This window comes from Mucilaginibacter aquariorum (genome assembly GCF_024498135.1).
GTDB classification, from domain to species: Bacteria; Bacteroidota; Bacteroidia; order Sphingobacteriales; family Sphingobacteriaceae; genus Mucilaginibacter; species Mucilaginibacter aquariorum.
Window position 1 is genome coordinate 287400 of the sequence record NZ_JANHOH010000002.1, and the last position, 23098, is coordinate 310497.

Here is a 23098-nt window from a genome sequence, read left to right on the forward strand (position 1 = left end):
CTTTACTGGGTCATCCGTCGGCACTGACTCACTCGTTTTCCAGGATCTTTTTGCGCTCACGATACTCTTCTTTCGTGATTTCACCGGAGGCAAAGCGCTTTTTCAAAATATCCAGCGGGGATTCCCTTCGTTTACGCTGTCCCGGAATATCGTACGGCGTGGCAAATATCCAGATCAATACACAGATCCAAAGGAACCACCAGATCAGGTGCATCCCCCAGTAATAGTAGCTTTCAAAAAAATGTTTCATGGCTAAAGCGATTAGTCTAATTATAATCAGGCGGAAAAACGATCACAGCTAACCGGCGCTGTGCAATGGCCGCCTTGGATTCACTATGCCCGAATAGGCTGGATAGAAACGAATGATGCTGATGGCTAAGTGCCAAAAGGTCTGCTTGATGTTCCGTGCAATATTGCTGCAGGGCTAAATGGACCGCTTCTCCGAAGACCTGTATATAGGTAAGTCCTCGATGCACCAGGAATTTCCGGAAGGCTATTTCCGAACCGATCTCTGTCACCACCTCACCAGAACGCAAGACGTGTACGATCTCTAGTTCGAAATGAAGGTTTTTTGCCAGGTCCAGTAAAAAATCCACAGCAGGCATGTCAATGAAGCTGAAATCCGTGGCAAAGACGACCTTTTTTGGAAGGTCCCAATCCGCTGCCCCTGGGATCACCCAAACAGGTTTATGCGATCTGCGGATCACCGCCGCGGTGTCACTTCCTGTCAATAAATGGTCTAGCGCACCGCCGGTTCTACCACCCATGACCACCATATGCACTTCTCCGTCCGAAGTGAGGTCGCGAACATTTTCAGCCAGGCTGCCGTCGCCGGTTTTACAGTCAATATGGGTTTGACAACCTTCGATCTGAGCGCCTAGCTTGTTCAGCCGGTGTGCTTCCTTTTTCAACTGTTCCAGGCTGTCCTGAAACAACATGTCGGCGGTGATCAGCGGTCCTTCCATATTACCTAATACCATGGGTATATAGGTGAAGGTGTGATATAAGATCACGTCGGTGGATAAGCAGGCTGATAGCCGCAGCGCGGCAGCTTCAGCATGGGCGGCGTTGGCCGAAAAATCTGTAAGTATCAAAAGTTTTTTCATTTCTTTTTTTTGATTAAGGTATGCCATAACTTCAGCGCCTCAGCTTGTAACGCTCTCATCCTTTCCATTCGCCGTGCCTGCTCGTCTTTTTCGCTGAGCGGACGTTGCGTTTTTAGCTGTCGTTCTGAATTACCCATCCCGTTTATGCGATCTTTCATATGTAAATGTAGACCGCATTTTCTTCCCGATATATGACCTGGCCCATGGCTCAGGCTGATGTAGATCACGGCTGCAGGTGACGGGCATCTTAGCCGGAATTACCCTTGCAGGCTAACTTTGGCTAAGTTTTCACCATTAATCATTTATTATCATGAAAAATCAAAGTTTAGCAAAGTTCGAAGAAAGAATCCCTGCCGTATTCGAAGACTTTTTCAGGCCTTGGGGCGATCTGTTTGACGGTCGTTTTTTTAAACGCGCGATCAACGTTCCTGCAGTCAACATCATTGAAAATAAAGATCACTATCAGCTTTCACTTTCCGCACCGGGATTGAAGAAGGATGATTTCAAAGTTGACCTGGATGATGATGTGCTGACGATCAGCAGTGAAAAAGAGGACAGCAAAGAAGAAAAGGACGGAAAATTCACCCGCCAGGAGTATAACTATTCTTCGTTCAGCAGAAGCTTTACACTCCCTGACGGCGCTGATAAGGAAAAGCTCACCGCCAAATATGAAGATGGCGTATTAAAGATCAATATTCCGCGTAATGGAAAGGTTAAAAGTCCTTCAGCGAAAAAGATCGCTGTAAATTAAGCCTATTTTGATCCGGCTTACAGCCCCGCCCCAGGTGGCGGGGTCCATTTCTTCAAAGCCCATGGTTTATTAGATTCACTCAGCGGCCCTACGGAGGCGCTTGGCGGGTGAAAATAGCACCCAATAAGCATGTTTCTTTACATACCGACAGGGACGTTCAACAACAGAGAGATCATTATGGAAGCAAATATCAATATTTCCTGTCTTCGCCGATTACTCGATGAAGACGGTAGCCGTCTTATCAGCGGTGAGACCCAGCTCAAAACCAAACTTTTGGAATGGATCAATAAGGACAGTTCTTTGGCCTTTAAAAATTTGATGCATCAGTATTTGGATAAGGTCGAACGTCATATCCAGGTGCTGGAAGGATTTTGTAACGAGGAGCAGCTTAATTCAATAAGCAGCGTCAACCGGGTCGTCAAGGCTTTGATCGAAGAAACGGATGAAAAGTTAGCCAATTGTACTTGTCCCCAAGTAAGGGATGCCTGTTTGCTGTCCGGGATACAATCCATCAACCATTTTAAGATCAGCGCTTACGGAACGGCTGCTGCCTTTGCAGGTGCAACCGGTCTAAACACAGCCGAAGATTGGTTTTATGAGGCAGAGCAAGATGAACGACGTATTGACGAGTCACTTTCACATCTGGCCACTCATGAGATCAATAGGAAAGCACTTGCGCCGGTGATGCTAAACAAATAATGTCCTGGTAAGGCCAAGGCCATTAATTCTACTGGTACCTTTATTTTATTTAGATCGATATGTTTAAGGATAGAACGGCAGTCGGTCATTTATTGGCAGCCAAACTTGGTGTGTATAAGACAGTTCCGGGTGTCGTACTGGCTGTCCCATGTGGCGGCGTGCCGGTAGCTTACTATGTGGCAAAGGAGTTGGGTCTTCCGCTTGACCTGGTATTGGTCAAAAAGATCGGACATCCGAACAACAAAGAATATGCGATCGGTGCCGCCAGTTTAACAGACCACGTAGTGGTACCTCAACCGGACGTGCCGGCTTCGTATATCGAGCAGGAGTTGCTGCGGATCAGGAAGCGTCTGGCAGAAATGAGCAGAAAATTCCGGGGTGATGCAGCGGCGATCAACTTGGCCGGGAAGACTGTGATCGTCATCGATGACGGCGCTGCGACCGGGCAAACGTTGTTGCGTACGCTCAGCCTGATCAAAAAAAGCCAGCCGGCGAAGGTCGTTGTAGCGCTGCCTGTCGCATCACGCCCTGCTATGCAAATATTAGAGAAAGAAGCCGACGAGGTCGTCGTGTGTCTGATCCCTTCTGACTTTTATGGGGTTGGTGCCTATTATGAAAATTTTACGGAGGTAAGCGACGATGAAGTTTCTTATTATCTGGACAAGTTGAACCGTTTGCAAAGAGCCGGTTAGCCCACGCCTTTCAATGATCAGCGAACAGACTGGTATTCAGCATGGCTGCCCGGCTTACTTAAGACCAGCTGCCAAAGATCATTCTTTCCCGTCCTGAAGGATGCCGCACAAACATTAAGGTAATAGGTCCACATCCGGTAAAAGGTATCGCCATAGGTTTCACGTAGCTTAGGCCAGCTTTTTTGGAAGCGGTTTCGCCAGGCAAGCAATGTCCGGTCATAATCCCTGCCGAAACAATGCCAGTCTCGTAAGATCATTTCACCTTCGAAAGCGTTAGTAATCTGAGCCGGAGAAGGAATCTGCCCATTTGGAAAAATGTAACGGTCGATCCAGGCATCCGTTGGCGCAGCATCAGCAGCGCCAATGGTATGCAGCAAGAATAAACCGTCGGAACGCAGTAATTGCCTTACTTTTTGCATATAAGGCCGATAATTCTTTACGCCGACGTGCTCGAACATACCGATGGAAACGATCCGGTCATATTCACCTGTCAGGTCCCGGTAATCTTCCAGTTTGATATTGACCGGAAGACTCAGGCATCGCTGCTGCGCCAGTTCCGCTTGCTTTTCTGATATGGTAATACCCGTCACGTTGACCCGGTAATTACTTGCAGCATATTCCGCGAAACCACCCCAGCCGCAGCCGATATCCAGCACTTGCATACCCGGCTTCAGTTGTAATTTTCGGCAGATCAGATCGAGTTTGTTTTGCTGCGCTTCTTCCAAATTGGATGCATTTGCCCAGTACCCGCAGGAGTACATCATTTGCTTGCCCAGCATTGGTTCGAAAAGGTCGTTTCCGAGGTTGTAATGCACACGGGCGACCATCTTCGCACGTTGCCTGCTCTGCCGGTTCAGAAACAGGTCAATTAACTGAGACGGCACCCAATGAAAAGGTTTAATTTTCTGACCCAGGTCCGCCGAAAGCAGTTTGCAAATGAATTCATCCAACTTTTCGCATTCCCACCAGCCCTCCATGTACGATTCTCCCAAGCCCAGGGAACCTTCTTTCCACACCCGCTTGAAAAAACGTTCATCTTTTATGCGGATATCTGCCGCATTAGGTCCATCTAACCTCACACCAGCAATAAGCAACAGTTCAGCGATACAAGCAGGCGCATTTTTCATTTCTTTTCAGGTTTTAGGTTGATGAGTTTAAAGGCCAGGACGCACACCCACAACAGGAAAATACCGATGTTGATGCGTTCCCAAAGACCAAGGTTCGGTGTTGGCTGTTCAGCGGCCAAACGCCTGGCCGCTGAAAATGTCAACACCCCAAAAACTAATATGCCGCACAGGGTCAGGGCGGAATAGATGCGAAAACCCCGGTCCAAGCCATAAGCGGCAAATAACAGGGCCAATAAGTATAACATTTCGGTCAACGCACCTAACGCCAGGTGCGCCTGGTCGGTAAAACTTCCCCCGCCAGCCGCCAATACCTGGCGCTGGTGCATCGGTGCTAAGGGCCAAAATAGCCCTGTTAGGGCATAAAGCAATAGCAAGCCGCCGGTTATTTTTAAGGGTCTACTTTTAGCGGCTGATCGGATCACCCCCCAGGAGAACGCGATCATCAGTAGCGTATAAGGCAATGTAAGTGTTATCCAGACAAAGCGTGTCGGCGCTCCGATAGCTGACAGTTCACTGATCGTTTGGGTATTGCTGTTATAAGTTTCCGACAATGCAGGGACGATGACCACCACATCGGCGTAAAGCAGCGAAGCTGCGATACCACATATCAATAATACGATTTGCTTTTCTCGATCTGTCCAGGGATACAGTTGTAGTGCTGCTGCAAAAGCCAATAAGACCGGCAGCCCCCACATGGCATGCAGCCAATGGAGTTGCTGTAGGATTGCGATCTCCATCCAAAACCAGCCTAATAGGCCGCCCAGTGCGAATAATGCCATCCAGAGCGATCTATTTGCCTTTTGCAAGACCGCCCAAAAAGCTGCAGCATTTACAACACCGAGAAGAAGTAATATAAACCCCGGAACAGTAAAATCGGGGAAGACACCATGCATGATCCTGACCGGCATTTCCATCAGGTGGCCGTCTGGCGCCATTACTAATAAGGCTCCGCCCAATAGACAGCCTAAAGCTTCATAGGCAAGAATAATAATGACGAAGCGGCGGTAAAATCGGATGTTTGGATCAGCGTTTTCCATAGCTTTATTGATTATGGTAAAAGTAAATTGAGCAATTGATCATAGCAGTGACCAGTAACAAGCTTGTGATTGACCTTCAGCATCGAGAGCAGCATCATTAAAATCGCCATTTCATCGCAGGTCCTTTTAACCTGCGATCTTAGGAAAAAGGAAAAACAAAACCAGGAACATAATAATGATCAGCACCACGATCAATGTTGCCAGGTTGCTGTGCTTTTCGGGCCAGGACAATTTACCTCTTCGCGGGGTTCTATAATGCGTCTGTTTCATGAGCAATTTGTTTATTGCCAAATATTCACACAGATAAGCTACACTGCTGTGATATTGATCAGTCATCGAGCTGATGTTGCTCATAGCCTGAGCATTAAATAGCTGATAAATTTGATCATGGACCAACTAAATAACCAACCGTTGCATCAGGTAGCACAAGCGCTGGTGTCCGGCGGCAAGGGCTTGCTCGCTATGGACGAAAGTATCCCTACCTGTAATGCGCGGCTTCGGGAGAATGGCATACCTGAAACAGCGCTGTACCGTCAGAAGTACCGGGAATTGATCGTTACTACATCCGGCCTTGAGGAATTCATCAGTGGGGCTATTTTAAGCGACGAAACACTGACGTCATCTGCAGCCGGCAGCAAGCCCTTCGCCGAAATGTTGACCAGCAGGGGCATAATGGCCGGGATTAAGGTCGATCAAGGAACCGTACCCATGGCCGGGGTTCCCGGCGAAAAAGTTACGGAAGGACTGGACGGTTTAGCGGTACGCCTGCAAAATTACCGCCGATATGGCGTCCGCTTTGCAAAATGGCGGTCAGTGACACACATCAGCACTGGATCGCCCAGCAGCGCCGCGCTGCATTTCAATGCGCAGCTTCTGGCGCGATACGCCGCTATCTGCCAGGAAGCCTCGCTGGTGCCGATAGTCGAACCTGAAGTACTGATGACCGGCGCGCATTCACTGGAGCTATGTCACCAGGTTACCCGGCAATTCCTCTTCGAGCTATTTAACGCACTTTACGAACACCGGGTAGATCTGCGCGCGATACTGCTCAAACCCAACATGGTGCTACCGGGAACGGACAGTCCGGACCAATCAAGTGACGACGAGATCGCGTTGGCTACGCTGGCGTGCTTACTGGATCGTGTGCCGGCAGCTGTTCCTGGCATTGTCTTCCTTTCTGGCGGACAAGCTGCTAAGGCAGCTACAAAAAGGTTAAACGCATTAAATCAGGAGGGTCAGTTGAAAGGACCCTGGAAGCTAAGCTTTTCTTTTTCAAGAGCTATCCTGCAGCCTGTACTGGCCTATTGGAAAGGTCAGGATCAGTACCTGCCCGGAGCACAGCAAATATTGCTTCATCGTTCAGGTTGCAATAGTGCGGCATGTTTGGGCAACTATCATCCGGAAGAAGATATAGCACCATAAATTGGAATATTATGCCTGAGATCATTACTGTTACGCTGAACCCGGCACTGGATGTAAGTACATCAGTGGATACACTCTTGCCTTCCCGAAAATTAAAATGTGCAGATCCGGTAAATGAACCCGGCGGTGGTGGCATCAATGTCGCGCGGGCTATTAAGAACCTGGGCGGTAAAGCATTAGCCCTTTACCTGTCCGGTGGCGATTCGGGCAGGGAAATAGGCCGGTCACTCAACCGCAAAATGATCGATACGCTCGAAGTGCCGATCAAGGGCATCACCCGGCAGAATCTGGTGGTCGCTGACCGTGCTACCGACAAGCAATATCTGTTCGTCATGCCAGGGGTCCGGCTCAATAAGGCAGAATGCCGGGACTGTCTTCAAGCGATCGATCAGCTTAACGGGTTCAAATTTCTGGTGTTGAGCGGCAGCTTACCAAAGGGCTGCCCGCCGGACATGATTAAGAAGCTGGCTCTACTTGCGCGCCGCAAAAAAGCCAAGTTCATCGTCGATTCGAGTGGAGAGGTGCTGCAGCAAGCGGCGCAGGCTGGGGCGTTCCTGATCAAACCGAATTTGAAAGAGCTGGGCTTTATGACCGGCAGGCCAGGTCTGGATGCCGGGAAGGCTGCGGCAGCCGCACATGATTTTTTGATCAATAGTCGCTGTGAGGCCATTGTCGTTTCGCTCGGTGGTCAGGGGGCCTTACTAGTTACGAAGGAATACTCGCTTGAAGTACCAGCGCCAGCTGTTGAGGTATTAAGCACGGTAGGTGCAGGTGATAGTCTCCTTGCAGGGATCGTCTTTAAGCTGCTTCAAAATAAGTCTTTAGCAGAGGCTGTTAAATATGGAGTGGCGTGCGGTACAGCAGCAACGCTTCAGCCGGGTACGCAATTATGCCGGAAAGCAGATGCAGACCGTCTTTTTCGCTTGATGTAATTTGATAATATAAACTGACTGTGCAAGTGATCTGATGTCCGCCGCTGCATCAAGGAAGCGCCCTGATGATCATTCAACTGGAGCGATCAGCCTGGAACCTGATCAGCCCCATTGGGTCAACTGACGACCATCATGTTATTTAAGTGACCATTATAAGAGCTTTGTCATGTTAAAACTTTAAATAACGGGCCCTGATGATGACGTATAAGAGAATTTTGGTATCCCTCATGGTTCTAATCACCAGCGCATGCGGTGACAACCGTTTATTGATCAAGATCAAAGGATCTGATACGGAGGTCAATCTGGTCAGCACCCTCGCTGAAAAATTCCATCCTGGTCATCCGCAGTACAGTATCGCCGTATCCGGCGGGGGCTCAGGCTTAGGGATCGCTGCCTTGCTGAACGGACAGGCGGATATTGCAAATTCGTCACGGCCTTTGACCCCTGCAGAACGCCGTCTTTTCAAAGCAAAACACATGCGTTTGATCGAGATCGTTTTCGCCGAAGATGCAACGGCGTTTATCGTGAACCGGCAGCAACCGATAGATACCATTACGGTCAGCGACCTTCGCACCTTGTTGAGTAGCCCTTCCGCAAATTGGAGACTACTAACGGACACCAATTTACCGGTCACCATTTATGGCCGGCAAAGCAATTCGGGTACCCATACCTTTATAAAGAACAAACTCGGCATTAATTTCAGTTCAAAGACCATCGAAATGAACGGCAACGCACAGATCATCCAAGGGATCAAGCAAGATCACTCAGGCATCGGTTATGTGAGTGCAGGTTATCTGAAGAATAACGATAGTCAAATAAAGGCTTTGCGTGTCTCCCCTGCCAAAGGTAAACCTGCAGTATCACCATTGGAGGAAAAGGCGATCCTTGAAAACAAGTATTTTTTTCAGCGGCCATTATACCAATTCATCAGGGCGGATTCCTGGCCCAAGGTCAGGGCATTCATCGAATTTGAAAAAAGCGGACCGGGAAAAGCCGTGATCAAAGCGTCCGGTTATTATTTCCCGCCAAAAGCAGTCGCCCACATTCAGTTATGACGCCATGAAACTTGTTAGCCGCAAACATACAGAAAAGTTTACTGCCAGGTTTTTTAAAGCCTGCGGATTCGGTGCAGGCAGTGTCCTTATTGCGCTTTCGCTGATGCTGGTGTGGAATGCTGCAGCGTTCTTCATCCATGTCAAACCATATGATTTTGTCAGTAAGACACAATGGGACCCGACAGGGAGCCCGTCGGCCTATGGCATGTTGTCAATGCTGATCAGCACCATGCTTGTAGCGGTCGGGGCTATGTTGATCGCTATTCCACTTGGTATCGGCACAGCTGCTTTTTTAGCCGAATATGCGGGACGAAAGTTGAAAAATATGCTTAAACCTGCTATTGAAATGCTTGCTGCGATCCCATCCGTTGCCATCGGCTTTCTTGGTATTGTGGTGATCAGCCCTGGACTAGCCGGATTGACCGGACGATCTAATGGTTTGAATGCGCTTAACGGCGCCATTCTACTGTCGGTAATGGCTTTACCGACCATCATCACCGTGGCACAGGATGCCATCGATGGTATACCTATATCCTATAAAGAAGCAAGTTTTGGCATTGGTGCCAGTAGATGGCAAACATTGACCCAGGTGACCATACCTGCTGCCGCGCCAGGAATACTGGCAGCGATCATGCTGGGTGTCGGTCGGGCCATCGGCGAAACTATGACCGTCCTGATGGCAACCGGCAATGCCATCGCACTCCCGCATGGCTTTTTTGATGCCGTGCGTACGATGACGGCTACCATAGCGATCGAAATGGGCGAAGTACCTTTTCAAACTACCCATTATTACGCACTCTTTTCGGTGGCTATACTGCTGTTTATCATCACGCTGGTCATTAATATGATCGGCGAATATTTTGTCGGGCGCTTCAAAAAATTTGAGATCAGATGAAACGTAAGCTTTTGGAATACCTGGAATGGGGCAGTCTTTTGATGAGCACTACGGCTGTTTGCTTTTTTCTGGTCGTGATCCTTTGGGACCTGGCCAGCAAGGGAGCTGGCAGCCTTTCCTGGGATTTTGTCAGTCGCTTCCCCGAAAACGGAATGACCAGCGGAGGCATACTTCCGGCGATCATCGGCACGGTCATGCTTACGGTGATCACGGCAATAACCGCGGCACCGTTTGGTATCTGCTGCGCCATTTATTTGCATGAATATGCCCCCGACACCCCTGTCACAAGGCTGATCCGGGCTTCCATCCGCAACCTTGCCGGCGTACCCTCGGTGATCTTCGGCCTTTTCGGGCTGGCTTGTTTCGTTCAGGCCTTACACCTCGGAACCTCGTTACTTTCAGCCGGGTTAACGCTGGGCCTGCTGTCTTTGCCGTATATCATTGTCACATCAGAGGAAGCCCTGCACAGGGTGCCCGTAAGTATCAGGGAGGGTGCGTGGGCATTAGGCGCTACCCATTTTGAGATGGTCCGCGATATTGTAGTGCCCTCAGCACTGCCCGGCATCATCACAGGCATTATATTGGCAGTTTCACGTGCCGCAGGCGAAACGGCACCGATCCTGTTTACCGGCGCAGCTTATTACATCAACAATCCATCGTTTTCCTTGGACCAGGAGTTTATGGCCTTGCCTTATCATCTCTATATGCTATCTACCCAGCACCAGTCGGTGGATCTAGTGCGCCCGCTTGCTTACAGCACTGCGCTTGTGCTCATCATCGTTGTGCTATTATTGAATCTAACCGCTTTTTATATCCGTTATAAATCTTCAAAAGACCATGCAACAGCCTAAATTATCTGCCCGAGGAATAAGTCTTTGGTTTGGTGAAAAGCAAGTATTGAAAGATATCGACATTGGCTTCCAGGACCGGCAAATCACCGCCCTGATCGGTCCCTCCGGTTGTGGTAAAAGCACATTACTCCGCTGCTTTAATCGCATGCATGATCGAACACCCGGTGTGCGTCTGAGTGGGCATTGCTATCTTGACCAGGAGGACATATACGCTAAAAGTGTATTTGTTGCAGCTATCCGCCGACGGATCGGAATGGTCTTCCAAAAAGCGAATCCTTTTGCCAAAAGTATTTACGAAAACATCAACTATGGTCTAAAAATTAACGGCGTGCAAGAAAATCAGCGGCATGAACTGATCGTACAATCTTTAAAAGAAAGTTTTTTATGGGATGAGGTGCAGCACGAACTTCATAAGCCGGCGGCGCAGCTTTCGGGCGGGCAGCAGCAGCGTTTGTGCATCGCACGGGCTGTCGCACTCCGCCCGGAAGTGATTCTCATGGATGAGCCTTGCTCTGCGCTCGACCCTTTAAGTACAGCCAAGATCGAAGAACTGATCAAAAACCTAAAAGCGGATTACACGATCGTTATTGTAACGCATAATATGCAGCAAGCACAAAGGATCGCTGATAATACCGTATTTATGTATATGGGCAGGATCATAGAAGCGGATACAACACCTAACATCTTCAACAACGCTACAAATGAACTAACCAGCAGCTATGTGCATGGGAAATTCGGTTGACGCAAGTCATAATCGGACGTGTCCCGACTCATTGATCTTTGTCATCGTGGGCTTTAACTTCAATACTATTATGAATGCACCGATAATAGCGGCAACAGATCCGACAACTGAGGCGATCAGTAATATTTATGCCCGGCGTTCAGTACGCAGGTACACCAGTCAGCCAGTGTCCCGGGAGCTGATCGAACAGATCATTGACGCGGGTAGAATGGCGCCTACGGCCATGGTCAAACAGCCATGGAAATTCTATGTCCTAACCAAGGCATCATCGATCCGGGAGTTCTCTAAAGCGATCATTAAGACTTTAGCTAAAGACTTGGTTCATGAAGGACCGGCAGGTATTGCCAAATTAGCGCTAGGGGCTTTATACAGCCTGTATTATGGCGACTTTAAGAAAGCACCAGACATATTTTACGGCGCGCCGGTCATCATATTTATTACCGCACCGAAGGAAGAGCCTTGGGCATGCTATGATGTCAGTATGTGTGCCCAGAACATCATGCTAGCCGCAAAGGCCCTAGGGCTGGATAGTTGCCCTTTAGGCGTCGGAAAAGCAGTTGAGCATACATCGATCTACTACAAACTGCGTATACCTTATCCCGAACAGGTTTTTCTTGCTTTATGTATCGGTTATGGTAACGAAGCTCCTAAGCCACACAAACGGATCAAGGACAATCTGTTCTATGTCGACGATTACGGTCCTTGATCACAATTCCCTGATCTGTATTTCAAGATACACTCCTTCCAAAGGTTGCCGCGCTAGGCCGAAGTCACGATCGTTATTTATTTGGTTCAGCGGGCAAATGAATTTGGACGGCAAAAGCCTTTGGGAGCCTGATGATGAACCTCATCCGACAGGCTGACGCCTATCATGGTACAGTAGCTTCAGAACCTTGTCCTTTGGAGTAAATAAATACTTCAAACATGAAAACAGATAGTCAAATCCAAAAGGACGTAATGGATGAATTGAGATGGCAGCCATTTCTGAATTCATCCGAGATCGGTGTTGCCGTAAAGAACGGCATTGTAACCTTATCAGGGATCGTTGATTCCTTCTCCAAAAAATTAAGTGCGGAACGGGCGGCTAAAAAAGTAGCCGGCGTCAAAGCGATCGCAGAAGATCTGCAGATCGGCGTATCGCCAGCCTATTGGAGGACCGATGCAGAGATCGCGACGGCGGTGGTCAATGCCCTAAAATGGCATTCGGTCGTTCCAGATGACCGGCTTAAGATCAAGGTAGAAGACGGCAACGTTACCCTGGAAGGGGAGGTAGAATGGTCTTACCAGCGTGACAGCGCCAAAAGCGCCGTACAATACCTATCCGGTGTTAAATCTGTGTTCAACCTGATCACCATCAAGCCAAAGCTCAGCCCCTTTGAACTGGAACAAAAGATCTCTGCTGCTTTCCGCCGTAACGCAACAGTCGATGCCAGTAAAATAAACGTAAGCACCATCGGTGACAAAGTTATATTAACGGGCAAGGTTCGCTCGGCCGCTGAAAGCGACGATGCGGAGGATGTTGCCTGGGAGGCTGCGGGCGTACGCCACGTCGAGAACAAATTGGTCGTGGAAGAACCCGAGCTGGTTTATTAGTTATATCAAAAACGATTACCATGAAAAATTCAAAACCAATGCTGATTGTTGCGCTTTTGATTGCCATCACAGCCCAATGTGCTTTTGCACAGATTAATCTGCCTGAAGTGCGAATCGTTGCTTCGACCTATAAATACCTGAATGCAGCAGACAACCGCGAAATGAGTCAGCCTGTGAAGATGCTGGAGTTTAAAGCGGCAACTTATGACATCAAAAAGTCTGAATTCTACGATGACGACTATGATAATTATTACATCTCATTTTATATCCCCGACGGAAGCATACTGGCGGCTTATGATAAGAACGGTAAACTGCTGCGTACCGCTGAAAAGTTCAAAAATACGAAACTACCCGCTGTTATCAGGGATGCTGTTACCCAGCGATTTCCGAACTGGCGCATCGCCCAGGACATTTATCAGGTCTACTATTATGATCAAAAAGAGCATGCTGACAAGACTTTTAAAGTTCTACTGGAAAACGGGGACAAACGACTCAAGGTAAAACTCAACGAAAAGGGAGAATTTTTGTAAACGCTTTCAGCTACCTACTCGCAATAAGGGAAAGCTTTCGTGTCATTAGCGAAAGCTTTCTAAAAATTCATCACTATGAAAAAGTTGATGCTCGCGATCGAGGCTGAAAGGCCCGATGCACAAAGTTTAGAATTCGGCATTTATCTGGCCCAGCTAACGGGTTCGCCGCTGACGGGTATCTTTTTAGAAGACCTCCCCGGATCGTCGCCGGGAGTTAAGTTTGCCTACGGAAGTGTTTATGTAGAAAGCATAAATTCAGGGAAACAGCCGGAACTTACCTACAAAGAAAAGGTTGCCGAAGAAAATATAAGAAAGTTCAAAGCCGTTTGTGAAGCGCAGGGTGTCAAATACCAGGTGCACCGTGACCAGAACGTGCCGTTGGACGATCTGCTTTCCGAAAGCCGCTACGCGGATATCATTATCGCGGGCCCGGCACTATTTGCTACCGAGCCGCTGGAAGCGCCGGCCGGCATGGTCAAATCCTTGCTGGCCAAGGCAGAGTGCCCGGTCATTGTCGCACCTCACCGCACCCGCCCTATGGACAAGGTCTTGTTCGCATTCGATGGCAGCCCTTCTGCGTTATTTGCGGTCAAGCAGTTCACCTATTTATTCCCGGCGCTGAGCGGCGCTGACGTCACTGTTCTGCATGCCGATGAAGAGGCTGTTTTCAACGAAGCGGACAAGGAAAAGATTTATGAGTACCTGACGATGCATTATAGCCGGATCACTTTCAAGGACCTGCGCGGGAAAGCCAGGGAGGAATTATTTGATTACTGCCTGCGGGAAGTGAATGCCGTTCTTGTCATAGGTGCCTATGGCCGTAACTGGCTTTCCAACCTGATCAGGACCAGCGCTGCTGACCTGGTACTTAAACTCAATAATCTGCCAGTGTTCATTACACATTGGTAAAATCATTTAATCAGCCATGAAAAATCATATCAATTTTTTGCTGCTGCTGGCGATCGCCTTATTATCGGCTTGTTCCGGCTATCAGTATTATGCCATCCAGAGTAACAAGGCAAGTTTCAGCAAATACCGCACTTTTGCCTGGCTTCCGGCTGCCGATACCCCGGGGCATGTCAGCGATCTGGTGGACGAAAAGATCAAGGAATCGGTCACTGCAGGTCTTGAGAAGCGCGGACTTGCGCTGCAAACCACCCGTCCAGACCTGTTGGTGCGTTACGGCGTACAGGTTCGGGAAAGGGTGCGGATTTATAACTACCCGACCTATGTTTATGGGCCCGGTATCGCTTATCAGGGCGTGACCCATGACCGTCATGGTCGGTATTTTTACTACAGTTTTAACCGGCCTTTCCCGGTATTTGTCGCGAGTGACATCGTGGAGATCCCTTACGAGGAAGGAACACTCCTGATCGATCTCATTGACCGCCGTAACCACCAGGTGATCTGGCGCGGCTATGACTCCGGTGACATCGATGACCGGCAGAGGGCGATACAGGATATCCCGGAGGGTGTGGAAGGCATTTTAAATAAGTTACCGATCACACCGGTTCTTAAACGATCAGCAGCTAACTGATCATGCTGCTTACTTCCCTGAACGATCGTCAGGCTATTCGCATGAACGGCCACCTGCTGGAGCTAACGCACCTGCAAAAGCGTTACTGGCCGATAGATGCGGTGACAAAGCGGGACATGCTTAACTATTACCATGCTGTCGCCCCATTCCTGCTGCCGCATCTGATAGACAGGCCGGTCGCACTGCATCGCTTTCCTGGGGGGATCGACGGTGCGCATTTTTTTCAAAAAGACGTCGGGGGGATCGTGCCTCAATGGGCAACAACTTATACACACCAAACGGCTACAGGTGAAGTACAGCACTATTTGGTACCGAATGATGAGGCGAGTTTGCTCTGGATGACCGCATTCGGCAGTTTAGAGATCAACCCCTGGCTCAGCCGCTGCGTGTCAGCCGATCAGCCGGATTACTGCGTGATCGACCTTGACCCGGGCCATAGCGGCTTTGACCGGGTTATTCAGGCCGCCTTAGCCGTCAAGAATGTGCTGGATGGTCTGCTTTTCCCGGGCTATCCTAAAACTTCCGGCGCCAGCGGGATCCATATCTACATTCCGCTTGGGGCGAAATATACTTACCAACAATCAAGTCGTTTGGCCAAATACATTGCTACGGAAGTTCATAGCCAGACACCAAACTACACGACCTTGGAGCGCAGCCTAGATAAGCGAAAAGGTAAGTTGTATATTGATCATTTGCAAAATCACGCCGGAGCAACCATTGCTGCACCCTATTCTCTTCGTCCATGCCGGGGAGCGACCGTATCGATGCCACTTCACTGGGATGAGCTTAAGGCTGGTTTGCTACCTGACTTATTTACCATCAAAAATGCGGCTGATCGTCTCCGTGAAACCGGTGATCTTTTCCGAGGTGTTCTCGGGAAAGGGGTCCGATTACCGGATATAATTTTATTTAAACTCGATCGGCCTAATATATAGTAATTATGATGACAATCTCCTCAGCTTGTCAATATCACTTTTAAAGCCTTTTCATTTGCTGCATTTCCGAAAGTATCATAGGCTTTTAAAATTTCATCAAGCCTGAAGCGGTGAGTGATCAGCTTATTGGGGTTGAGCTTTTGCGAACGAACTGTTTTCAGCAACATCGGGGTGGTAACGGTATCAACGAGCCTAGTAGTAATGGTTATATTTTGGGACCATAGCGTTTCCAGGTGTAGTGCGGCACTTTTTCCGTGGACTCCAATGTTAGCGATATGTCCGCCCGGGCCGGTAATGGCCGTGCATAACTCGAACGTTTCGGGTAGGCCCACCGCTTCAATAGCCGTATCAACACCTCTTCCATCAGTCATGATTTTGATCTTTTCGACAACGTTTACTGAAAGATTATTAATGGTCTGCGTTGCGCCAAATGTTTTGGCTACAGCCAATCGGTTGTCATCGGGGTCTATCATAATTATTTCAGCCGGGGAATAAAACTGAGCGGTTAACAATGCAGCCAAACCGATGGGACCTGAACCAACAATAGCAATGGTATCCCCGGGTTTTACCTGACCGTTCAACACGCCGCATTCAAATCCAGTGGGTAAAATATCGCTTAACATCACTAATGCTTCTTCGTCTGCGCCCGCCGGTATAGGGTAAAGACTATTATCTGCATGCGGTATTCTCACATATTCCGCCTGCGTACCGTCAATTAGATGCCCCAGCACCCATCCACCATCTTCGCAGTGCGAATACATGCCCTTTTTGCAGTAATCACATTTACCGCAGGAGGTTATGCAGGAAATCAAAACGTGGTCGCCCCTTTTGAAAGTGCTTACAGCAGTGCCGACCTCTTCTATAATGCCAACTCCCTCATGACCGAGAATTCTACCGTCAGTGACTTCGGGAACGTCTCCCTTCATGATATGCAAGTCGGTGCCGCAAATCGTTGTCTTTAAGATTTTCACAATAACATCAGTTGGCTTTATGATCGTTGGTAAGGGTTTTTCTTCCCATGATTTCTTACCCGGCCCGTGATAAACCAGTGCCTTCATCTTTTCTGCTGCTGCGCTTTTTCTGCGTAGATTTTTTTCTGGTTGAAACGATGTTGAAGTTTCCATAGCGTGTGTGTGTTACTGATAATTTATGATGAAAAAACCTGCATGTGAATTGCAATTAAATGATGCGGATCATTCTTAAAGCTGATACAGCGACTGAACAAGCTAAGATGACAAGGTTTTCATTATCTAAGATGATCTTACCTTGTCCACAGCATCATACGAATGTTCTTTATATGTCATTATGATAGATAAATTCGAGTTATGAATGGTATTTAATCAGCGCGATGTGGCCAAACGATTCCAATGAACCATCTTCTGTGAACGCAACATCGCCGCCGCCAACCAGTACCTTTTCCATTAGATCGTCCACCGCGTCTCGGATATACGCAAAATGATCATAGGGTTCGGTCGCAGCTGCAATGACGCCCGGTTCGGGGCCATGCTGCGCAGCGAAGCGGTAATTCTTTTCTACGATAAGCATCTGCCCATTGCCGTTGCAGGCAGCCGCCCATGCTTCAATGATCCCTTTCGCAAGCTTATGCTGGCCTGCCGCTTCTTCCAGACGGTCCAGGTATTGCTGCTGGGTTCTGACCTTCCAGGCTGCTATATAGGGAACTATCAGTTCGGTCAGCACGGGTACCGTAGCAGCTTCGTAATTACCCTGCACATAGCCGATCACCGATGCTCCATGTTTACTCAGTTTTTTGAATTGCCCGGTTATTCTTTCGGGACCAGCGATCAGCACCGGCAGGTGATGTGCATTGATCACATTGCCCAATTCTTCGTCAATATGGCGCAGAAAGTTGTCAATGGCCGTTTGTTTATGCGCGGTCATATCCGAAAAATTGCCGACCCGCTCGGGGCCATCCAGAACATAATCATAAATAGACTTCGGGATGTTGGATGATAGCGGGCTCAAAGCACTCCGGTTACCCGTAAAAAGCTTGGTTTCCTTTCCGCTAAGGAGCAATAAAAAGAATGAAAGGTCCTGTTTCGCATCATAAAGCAGGTCGCGAATCTCAAAGGACTCGTCTACAATGATTTTTTCTGTCACCGGGCTTTCCAGGTAAAAGATCTTTTCGAATACTAGCGACAGATAGATTGCGATCCCTTGCTTTCCGGAAGGGATAAGCAAACCAGATAGCAGGGCGCGGAGCTTTTCCATCATTGCGTTGCACTGTTCATCCGGGTAATATTGGCGCAGCTCTTTTTCAGCTTTGTCTGCGGCAATTTTTAACCTGTGTGGCAGCTCAGTTTCCAAACTAATATCCGCCTCCAGCGGCAGAATAATCGATAATGCCGGGCGGTAATGCACGGCTTCGATCACTTCACAGATTCCAGGATCAAGTAGGGCCTTCATAGTGTTGTTCTTTGAGACTAAAATTATGCGTAATCATAGGCTCCTGAAATGACGCCGGTCAACAGCGTTACCGATAATTGTCATTTACTGAGTAAAACGGTTTGCAGCTTTTAGAAAAGTGCATACAGATCCCGAATAGGTCTCCGGAAAGATACATGCATATAGATTCATGTATACTAAAAACAAAGAAATGCCATACTCATGGATTTATAGTGCTTTGTACTTAGCGGAACGTGTTTTCGAGGAGCCTAAGATGGTTTTTAATTGCTCCTCTCTGGTCATTAATTTTTGTGACTTTCATCATTGCCACTCAGGCAAATGTTACGGAAGTTTAAGAAAATTATGTACCATGAAAACGACAAGACTTACCGACCGCCCGCAGCGAAAACTGCCGGGCTGGAGCCTTAAGCAGTGGGTTTGGGCTATTATACTCGCTTTCTTTGCTTTAACTATCATCGGCCTGGTGATATTTTTTTTCTTTCCAAACCGGGCTATATAGCTATAAGGTTGTTGATAAACAAAACTTTATGATACGATGTGACGTAAAAATTGTTTACAACTAAATAGAATATTTTTAACTTTACTATTCGCTGCTTAACTTATACTTAATTCCGCACTATGGACGAGCCGAAAGCCTTATCGCTCGAAAACGAAGCTGGTTTTAAAGCTTTATTTCAATATGCTACCGTTGGCATCTTGGTGGTCAGCAGCGGAGGAAGAATTGAACTGTCTAACCCCTGTGTAGAAAAGCTGTTCGGCTACGAAAAGGCGGAATTAAGCGGACAGATGATCGAACTATTGGTTCCTGAAGCATTTCGCGACAGCCATGTCCATCACCGCGACGGCTATTTTGAGCGACCGAAAGCCAGACCTATGGGCTATGGTCTCAATTTATTTGCAAGAAAAAAAGACGGCACACAGTTTCCCGTTGAGATCAGTCTCGGACATTATCAATTAGATAATGAACCGCTTGCCGTTGCATTTGTAACCGACATTACCGAACGCCAGCGGTTCAACGATGAGTTAGAGGCTAAAGTGAAAGAGCGTACGCTTGAGTTGACGCAATCACTGGAACGCGAAAAAGAACTGAACGATATGAAATCACGGTTCGTGGCCATGGCGTCTCATGAATTCAGGACCCCTTTAAGCGCTATTTTATCCAGTCTGACGCTGGTAGAATCTTATATGAAAGCGGAACAGGAAGATAAACGGAAGCGGCACATCAACCGTATTCGTGCTTCCGTAAAGAACCTCACGGTGATCCTGGACGAGTTTCTCTCTCTGGATAAGGTAGAACAAGGCAAAGTTGAGATCGAACGTGAACTGTTTGACCTATATGACTTCGCCGAAGACCTGATGGAAGAGGTTAACGGTATGCTTAAACAGGGGCAGCATATCCGGTTTTCTTATAACGGGTTTCGCAATATCATGCAGGATAAAAGAATCTTGCGTAATATCCTACTTAACCTGCTTTCTAACGGGATCAAATATTCGGGCGAGCAACAGACGGTCCATCTGGACATCGATGCCAATGTGGGTGATCGAAAAGTGGTGATCAAGGTAAGGGACGAAGGTATCGGTATTCCTCACGAGGAACAAAAAAATCTATTTAGTAAATTTTACAGGGCTAAGAATGCGACCAATATACAGGGTACCGGGCTTGGGTTAACAATCGTAAAACAATATGTAGAATTATTGAACGGCCATATCAGTTTTAGGAGTGAACCTAACCAGGGAACAACTTTCATCATTGAATTTCCACTAAACGATCACGGCTATGAAAACGATCCTACTGATAGAAGACAATAACGACATCCGCGAGAACACTTGCGAACTGCTGGAACTGGAAGGCTATAAAGTCATTTTGGCCCTAAATGGAAAGACCGGGCTGATCCTGGCTACGGAACATCTGCCGGATCTCATCCTTTGCGATATCATGATGCCCGAAGCCAACGGTTATGAAGTTTTCAATAGCTTGCAAGCGAACGAGGCTACCCGTTCGATCCCGTTCATTTTCTTAACTGCCAGCGCCGAAAAAAAAGATGTCGAAGCAGGGTTGGAAATGGGCGCCAGTGGTTATATCAGAAAGCCGTTCGAACCTGAAGAGCTATTTGATGCCATCAGGCGATCGTTAAAGGAACAGATCTCCTGATCCGGCTATTCAAGATAATAATGTTTCATCGCATTTAACCGGTCATCCAACTCATACACCCAGGGTATGGCCGTCGGGATATCCAGCTCGGTAACTGCCTCATCGCTCAGGTTTTCGATATATTGCACCAAGGCGCGCAAACTGTTACCGTGGGCGCAAATGATCACCTTTTGATTTTGCCGTAAAGCCGGGATGATTGCTTCATGCCAGAAGGGCAAGACCCGGGTCATTGTTTCTGTGAGGTTCTCCGTTAACGGCAACTCGCGATAGGTCAGGTCATTATATCGAAGGTAATGCCCGGGAAAGCGTTCGTCTTGCTCATCAATAGCCGGCGGATGTGCATGCGGATCACGACGCCATAGATGTACCTGCTCCTCGCCATATTGCCGGATAACCTCCGCTTTATTCAGCCCCTGCAGTGCACCGTAAAAACGTTCATTGAGCCGCCAGGATTTTTGAACGGGGAGCCAGAGAAGGTCCATTTGATCCAGCACGGTGTGAAGGGTCTTGATCGACCGTTTGAGTACGGACGTAAACGCGATATCAAAGGTGAACCGATTTTTCTTCAGCACCTGGCCGGCCCTTACAGCCTGGAGGACACCATCAGCTGACAGGTCCACATCTGTCCAGCCGGTAAACCGGTTCTCTTTGTTCCACAAACTTTCGCCGTGGCGTAACAATACCAACTTTTGCATGGCTAAACTTAAATAAGTCCGGATATTTTCAGTGTGCGCTACATCTGCCTAAAGCGTGCTTCAAATCATTTTTCGAGCCTCCTATTTACATTAACATTGAGATCATATATGAACATAATGAAATCCCCTGAAGGCAATATCAGCCAAAGTTTTTTTAGTGGGGGTCGAAGGATTGCCGGCAGGCGGCTATCGCCAAAAGCGCTCAAAGGGTTCCGGCTATTCTTTTATCTCGGTTGTATCACTTCCCTTGTACTCGTGGTGGTGATGGGTATGGCGTCCTACCGGGCATTGAAGCGTCAGCAAAAATTGGAGAAATGGGTTGAACACACCTACAAAGTGTTACGAAAAACAGATTCCATTTCCATGTATTTCAATCAAACGATGTTACTTGGCGATGGCTTCAAAGGGATAAACCAGCATCATGAAGTTACGTTAAATACCACGTACCATAACAGATTGATCATACAGGTCAATAATTTGACTGCTTTAATAAAAGATAACCGACTCGGCACAAAAGAGGTCTTGTTATTAAAACAGCAGATCGACAGCCTTTTCCGTACAAGGTACAGCGATTCACAACAATTTCGAGCGCAACTGGGAAAGATCAATGAAACACTCTTGCGGACAAAGCTGTTGGAGGAATCACTTTTGTTGAACCGGGAGAATGCTTACAATAGGTCCAGCAAACAGACGCAGGTCATTGTCGTTGTCGGCTCGGGCCTTATCCTGTTGATCGTATCCATTCTGATTTACCTGATCTTGACTGAACTCAAAAGCCGGATCCGCGCTTATCAGGAAGAACACGAGTTGAATCAGCTGAAAAGCAGTTTCATCACCCTGGCCTCCCATGAGTTCCGAACGCCATTGAGTTCTATTTTACTTTCCGCAACTTTGATCGAGCGGTATCTGGAACGCAATGATAAGGAGCCGGTACTTAAACACGCCGAAAAGATCCGGCAGGTAGTGCATAACCTGGAAAACATCCTCGAAGATTTCTTATCCATGGACAAGCTGGAGGAAGGGCTGATCAAGCCGGAATTCAGCACATTCGACCTTGCGAAACTTTGCGGTGACGTCATGGCAAAGTTCAGGTTGACCGCCAAAGCCGGGCAACGGCTTCATTATGAGTTGCCAAATGCGCAGCAGACAGTTAACCTGGACAGCAGTCTCATCGAGAAAGCTTTAGGCGGACTATTATCCAACGCCATCAAATATGCCGGAGACGAGGCCCACATCTGGCTGACGACCGAGGTAACGACCGATAAGGTGATCATCAGCGTTAAAGACAATGGTGTCGGTATCGCTGAAGAAGATCAGAAAAAACTGTCCACGCTGTTTTATCGGGTTGATAATACCGGTCACATTGCAGGGACGGGATTGGGGCTAAATATTGTTAAGCGCTACGTTCAGCTCATGGGCGGAGTGTTGGAGCTTTCCAGCGTGCCGAATAAAGAGACTTGTTTCAGCATGAGTTTTCCGATAAAAAAATTATAATGGTTACAATAACGATCAGATAACCGGTTACGTATTGTTTTGCAACCGTACCTTTACTTCAAAAAAGATCATGACAACTTTAAGTAAGATCTTCATATCCGGCTACCCGCTTACCATGGAGGAAATGGACCTGGCACAATTGGTCGGTCCGCATGGCGAGATCGCCACAATCAAGCTCGTGCGGGATAAAGCCACGCGGAAACCTAAAGGCTATGCGTTCATCGAAATGGCCAACCCTGAAGCTGCAGCGGAAGTAGTGGCGGCCCTGCATGGTGTTCCGCTCCAGGATAAAGTGCTGACCGTAACTATTGTGGAAGAAAAGCCGGTGACGTCCGCTACGCTCTATCAAAAAGTTCGCCGTGCACCTGACCCTATCAAGAGAAAACGGCCTCGTTTGCCTAAATGATCATTGGCCCTACCAGATCAGCC

General features: G+C 48.0%; 29 protein-coding genes. 20 read left to right on the top strand and 9 right to left on the bottom strand.

Annotated elements, in window-relative coordinates:
• Positions 1 to 28: 28 nt before the first annotated feature.
• The 3 genes from NPE20_RS12180 to NPE20_RS12190 are packed head-to-tail and all read right to left on the bottom strand — an operon-like array spanning position 29 to position 1264.
• On the bottom strand, positions 29 to 250 hold the full coding sequence (locus tag NPE20_RS12180; RefSeq protein ID WP_256538933.1) for an SHOCT domain-containing protein: 222 nt from the start codon (positions 248 to 250) through the stop codon (positions 29 to 31).
• A 16-nt stretch (positions 251 to 266) separates the two neighbouring features.
• Positions 267 to 1106, bottom strand: coding sequence for a universal stress protein (locus tag NPE20_RS12185; protein ID WP_256538934.1), 840 nt, complete (start codon positions 1104 to 1106; stop codon positions 267 to 269).
• Positions 1103 to 1264, bottom strand: coding sequence for a hypothetical protein (locus tag NPE20_RS12190; RefSeq protein WP_256538935.1), 162 nt, complete (start codon positions 1262 to 1264; stop codon positions 1103 to 1105). Before NPE20_RS12190 ends, NPE20_RS12185 begins: the two co-directional genes overlap by 4 nt.
• Positions 1265 to 1416: 152 nt before the next feature.
• Here NPE20_RS12190 and NPE20_RS12195 point away from each other — a divergent pair, with 152 nt between their 5' ends.
• The 3 genes from NPE20_RS12195 to NPE20_RS12205 all read left to right on the top strand — a co-directional run bounded on the left by NPE20_RS12195 (position 1417) and on the right by NPE20_RS12205 (position 3248).
• On the top strand, positions 1417 to 1857 hold the full coding sequence (locus tag NPE20_RS12195) for an Hsp20/alpha crystallin family protein (RefSeq protein ID WP_256538936.1): 441 nt from the start codon (positions 1417 to 1419) through the stop codon (positions 1855 to 1857).
• 177 nt (positions 1858 to 2034) lie between these two features.
• A complete protein-coding gene (locus NPE20_RS12200; RefSeq protein ID WP_256538937.1) occupies positions 2035 to 2556 on the top strand; it encodes a DUF892 family protein in 522 nt (173 codons plus the stop codon).
• A gap of 59 nt (positions 2557 to 2615) precedes the next feature.
• Positions 2616 to 3248, top strand: a complete 633-nt coding sequence (locus NPE20_RS12205) for a phosphoribosyltransferase (protein WP_256538938.1) — start codon at positions 2616 to 2618, stop codon at positions 3246 to 3248.
• A gap of 17 nt (positions 3249 to 3265) precedes the next feature.
• Here NPE20_RS12205 and cfa read toward each other — a convergent pair whose 3' ends face one another.
• From cfa to NPE20_RS12220, 3 genes are all read right to left on the bottom strand, one after another.
• Positions 3266 to 4375 carry a cyclopropane fatty acyl phospholipid synthase gene (cfa, locus tag NPE20_RS12210; RefSeq protein WP_256538939.1) on the bottom strand — a complete coding sequence of 370 codons (1110 nt, stop codon included), beginning with the start codon at positions 4373 to 4375 and terminating at the stop codon, positions 3266 to 3268.
• Positions 4372 to 5412: a DUF998 domain-containing protein gene (locus tag NPE20_RS12215; RefSeq protein ID WP_256538940.1), complete on the bottom strand. Its 1041-nt coding sequence runs from the start codon at positions 5410 to 5412 to the stop codon at positions 4372 to 4374. Before NPE20_RS12215 ends, cfa begins: the two co-directional genes overlap by 4 nt.
• Positions 5413 to 5538: 126 nt before the next feature.
• Positions 5539 to 5682, bottom strand: coding sequence for a hypothetical protein (locus NPE20_RS12220; RefSeq protein WP_256538941.1), 144 nt, complete (start codon positions 5680 to 5682; stop codon positions 5539 to 5541).
• 117 nt (positions 5683 to 5799) lie between these two features.
• Between NPE20_RS12220 and NPE20_RS12225 the strand changes: the two genes are divergently transcribed.
• From NPE20_RS12225 to ligD, 12 genes are all read left to right on the top strand, one after another.
• Positions 5800 to 6834: a class I fructose-bisphosphate aldolase gene (locus tag NPE20_RS12225; protein ID WP_256538942.1), complete on the top strand. Its 1035-nt coding sequence runs from the start codon at positions 5800 to 5802 to the stop codon at positions 6832 to 6834.
• 11 nt (positions 6835 to 6845) lie between these two features.
• Positions 6846 to 7766: a 1-phosphofructokinase family hexose kinase gene (locus NPE20_RS12230; protein ID WP_256538943.1), complete on the top strand. Its 921-nt coding sequence runs from the start codon at positions 6846 to 6848 to the stop codon at positions 7764 to 7766.
• Positions 7767 to 7960: 194 nt separating this feature from the next.
• Positions 7961 to 8821: a PstS family phosphate ABC transporter substrate-binding protein gene (locus NPE20_RS12235; RefSeq protein ID WP_256538944.1), complete on the top strand. Its 861-nt coding sequence runs from the start codon at positions 7961 to 7963 to the stop codon at positions 8819 to 8821.
• 4 nt (positions 8822 to 8825) lie between these two features.
• Positions 8826 to 9716 carry a phosphate ABC transporter permease subunit PstC gene (gene pstC, locus NPE20_RS12240; RefSeq protein WP_256538945.1) on the top strand — a complete coding sequence of 297 codons (891 nt, stop codon included), beginning with the start codon at positions 8826 to 8828 and terminating at the stop codon, positions 9714 to 9716.
• Positions 9713 to 10567 (top strand): phosphate ABC transporter permease PstA, encoded by an 855-nt coding sequence (gene pstA, locus NPE20_RS12245; RefSeq protein ID WP_256538946.1) that lies wholly within the window; start codon positions 9713 to 9715, stop codon positions 10565 to 10567. The genes pstC and pstA overlap by 4 nt, the downstream gene beginning before the upstream one ends.
• Positions 10554 to 11309, top strand: coding sequence for a phosphate ABC transporter ATP-binding protein PstB (gene pstB / locus NPE20_RS12250; RefSeq protein WP_256538947.1), 756 nt, complete (start codon positions 10554 to 10556; stop codon positions 11307 to 11309). Before pstA ends, pstB begins: the two co-directional genes overlap by 14 nt.
• Complete coding sequence (locus NPE20_RS12255; protein WP_256538948.1) at positions 11293 to 12015, top strand: nitroreductase; 723 nt, start codon at positions 11293 to 11295, stop codon at positions 12013 to 12015. The genes pstB and NPE20_RS12255 overlap by 17 nt, the downstream gene beginning before the upstream one ends.
• A 218-nt stretch (positions 12016 to 12233) precedes the next feature.
• A complete protein-coding gene (locus NPE20_RS12260) occupies positions 12234 to 12902 on the top strand; it encodes a BON domain-containing protein (RefSeq protein ID WP_256538949.1) in 669 nt (222 codons plus the stop codon).
• A 20-nt stretch (positions 12903 to 12922) separates the two neighbouring features.
• Positions 12923 to 13432, top strand: a complete 510-nt coding sequence (locus tag NPE20_RS12265) for a hypothetical protein (protein WP_256538950.1) — start codon at positions 12923 to 12925, stop codon at positions 13430 to 13432.
• A gap of 75 nt (positions 13433 to 13507) precedes the next feature.
• Positions 13508 to 14341, top strand: a complete 834-nt coding sequence (locus NPE20_RS12270; RefSeq protein ID WP_256538951.1) for a universal stress protein — start codon at positions 13508 to 13510, stop codon at positions 14339 to 14341.
• A 16-nt stretch (positions 14342 to 14357) separates the two neighbouring features.
• Positions 14358 to 14969 (top strand): DUF4136 domain-containing protein, encoded by a 612-nt coding sequence (locus tag NPE20_RS12275; protein WP_256538952.1) that lies wholly within the window; start codon positions 14358 to 14360, stop codon positions 14967 to 14969.
• 2 nt (positions 14970 to 14971) lie between these two features.
• Positions 14972 to 15904, top strand: a complete 933-nt coding sequence (ligD, locus tag NPE20_RS12280) for a non-homologous end-joining DNA ligase (RefSeq protein ID WP_256538953.1) — start codon at positions 14972 to 14974, stop codon at positions 15902 to 15904.
• A gap of 20 nt (positions 15905 to 15924) precedes the next feature.
• On the opposite strand, the gene NPE20_RS12285 is transcribed toward ligD, so the two are convergent.
• Positions 15925 to 17028: a zinc-dependent alcohol dehydrogenase family protein gene (locus NPE20_RS12285; protein WP_256538954.1), complete on the bottom strand. Its 1104-nt coding sequence runs from the start codon at positions 17026 to 17028 to the stop codon at positions 15925 to 15927.
• A gap of 199 nt (positions 17029 to 17227) precedes the next feature.
• Positions 17228 to 18328: a baeRF3 domain-containing protein gene (locus NPE20_RS12290; RefSeq protein WP_256538955.1), complete on the bottom strand. Its 1101-nt coding sequence runs from the start codon at positions 18326 to 18328 to the stop codon at positions 17228 to 17230.
• A gap of 349 nt (positions 18329 to 18677) precedes the next feature.
• On the opposite strand from NPE20_RS12290, the gene NPE20_RS12295 reads away from it, so the two are divergent.
• From NPE20_RS12295 to NPE20_RS12305, 3 genes are all read left to right on the top strand, one after another.
• Complete coding sequence (locus NPE20_RS12295) at positions 18678 to 18827, top strand: hypothetical protein (RefSeq protein ID WP_256538956.1); 150 nt, start codon at positions 18678 to 18680, stop codon at positions 18825 to 18827.
• A 119-nt stretch (positions 18828 to 18946) separates the two neighbouring features.
• Entirely contained in the window at positions 18947 to 20137 is a 1191-nt protein-coding gene (locus NPE20_RS12300) for a PAS domain-containing sensor histidine kinase (RefSeq protein ID WP_256538957.1), read from the top strand.
• A complete protein-coding gene (locus NPE20_RS12305; protein ID WP_256538958.1) occupies positions 20106 to 20480 on the top strand; it encodes a response regulator in 375 nt (124 codons plus the stop codon). Before NPE20_RS12300 ends, NPE20_RS12305 begins: the two co-directional genes overlap by 32 nt.
• Positions 20481 to 20485: 5 nt before the next feature.
• Here the strand turns inward: NPE20_RS12305 and gpmA are convergent, their stop codons facing one another.
• Positions 20486 to 21175 carry a 2,3-diphosphoglycerate-dependent phosphoglycerate mutase gene (gene gpmA, locus NPE20_RS12310; RefSeq protein ID WP_256538959.1) on the bottom strand — a complete coding sequence of 230 codons (690 nt, stop codon included), beginning with the start codon at positions 21173 to 21175 and terminating at the stop codon, positions 20486 to 20488.
• A gap of 117 nt (positions 21176 to 21292) precedes the next feature.
• Here gpmA and NPE20_RS12315 point away from each other — a divergent pair, with 117 nt between their 5' ends.
• Positions 21293 to 22669, top strand: a complete 1377-nt coding sequence (locus NPE20_RS12315) for a sensor histidine kinase (protein ID WP_256538960.1) — start codon at positions 21293 to 21295, stop codon at positions 22667 to 22669.
• Positions 22670 to 22739: 70 nt separating this feature from the next.
• Positions 22740 to 23075: an RNA recognition motif domain-containing protein gene (locus NPE20_RS12320; protein ID WP_256538961.1), complete on the top strand. Its 336-nt coding sequence runs from the start codon at positions 22740 to 22742 to the stop codon at positions 23073 to 23075.
• The last annotated feature ends 23 nt before the right edge of the window (positions 23076 to 23098 follow it).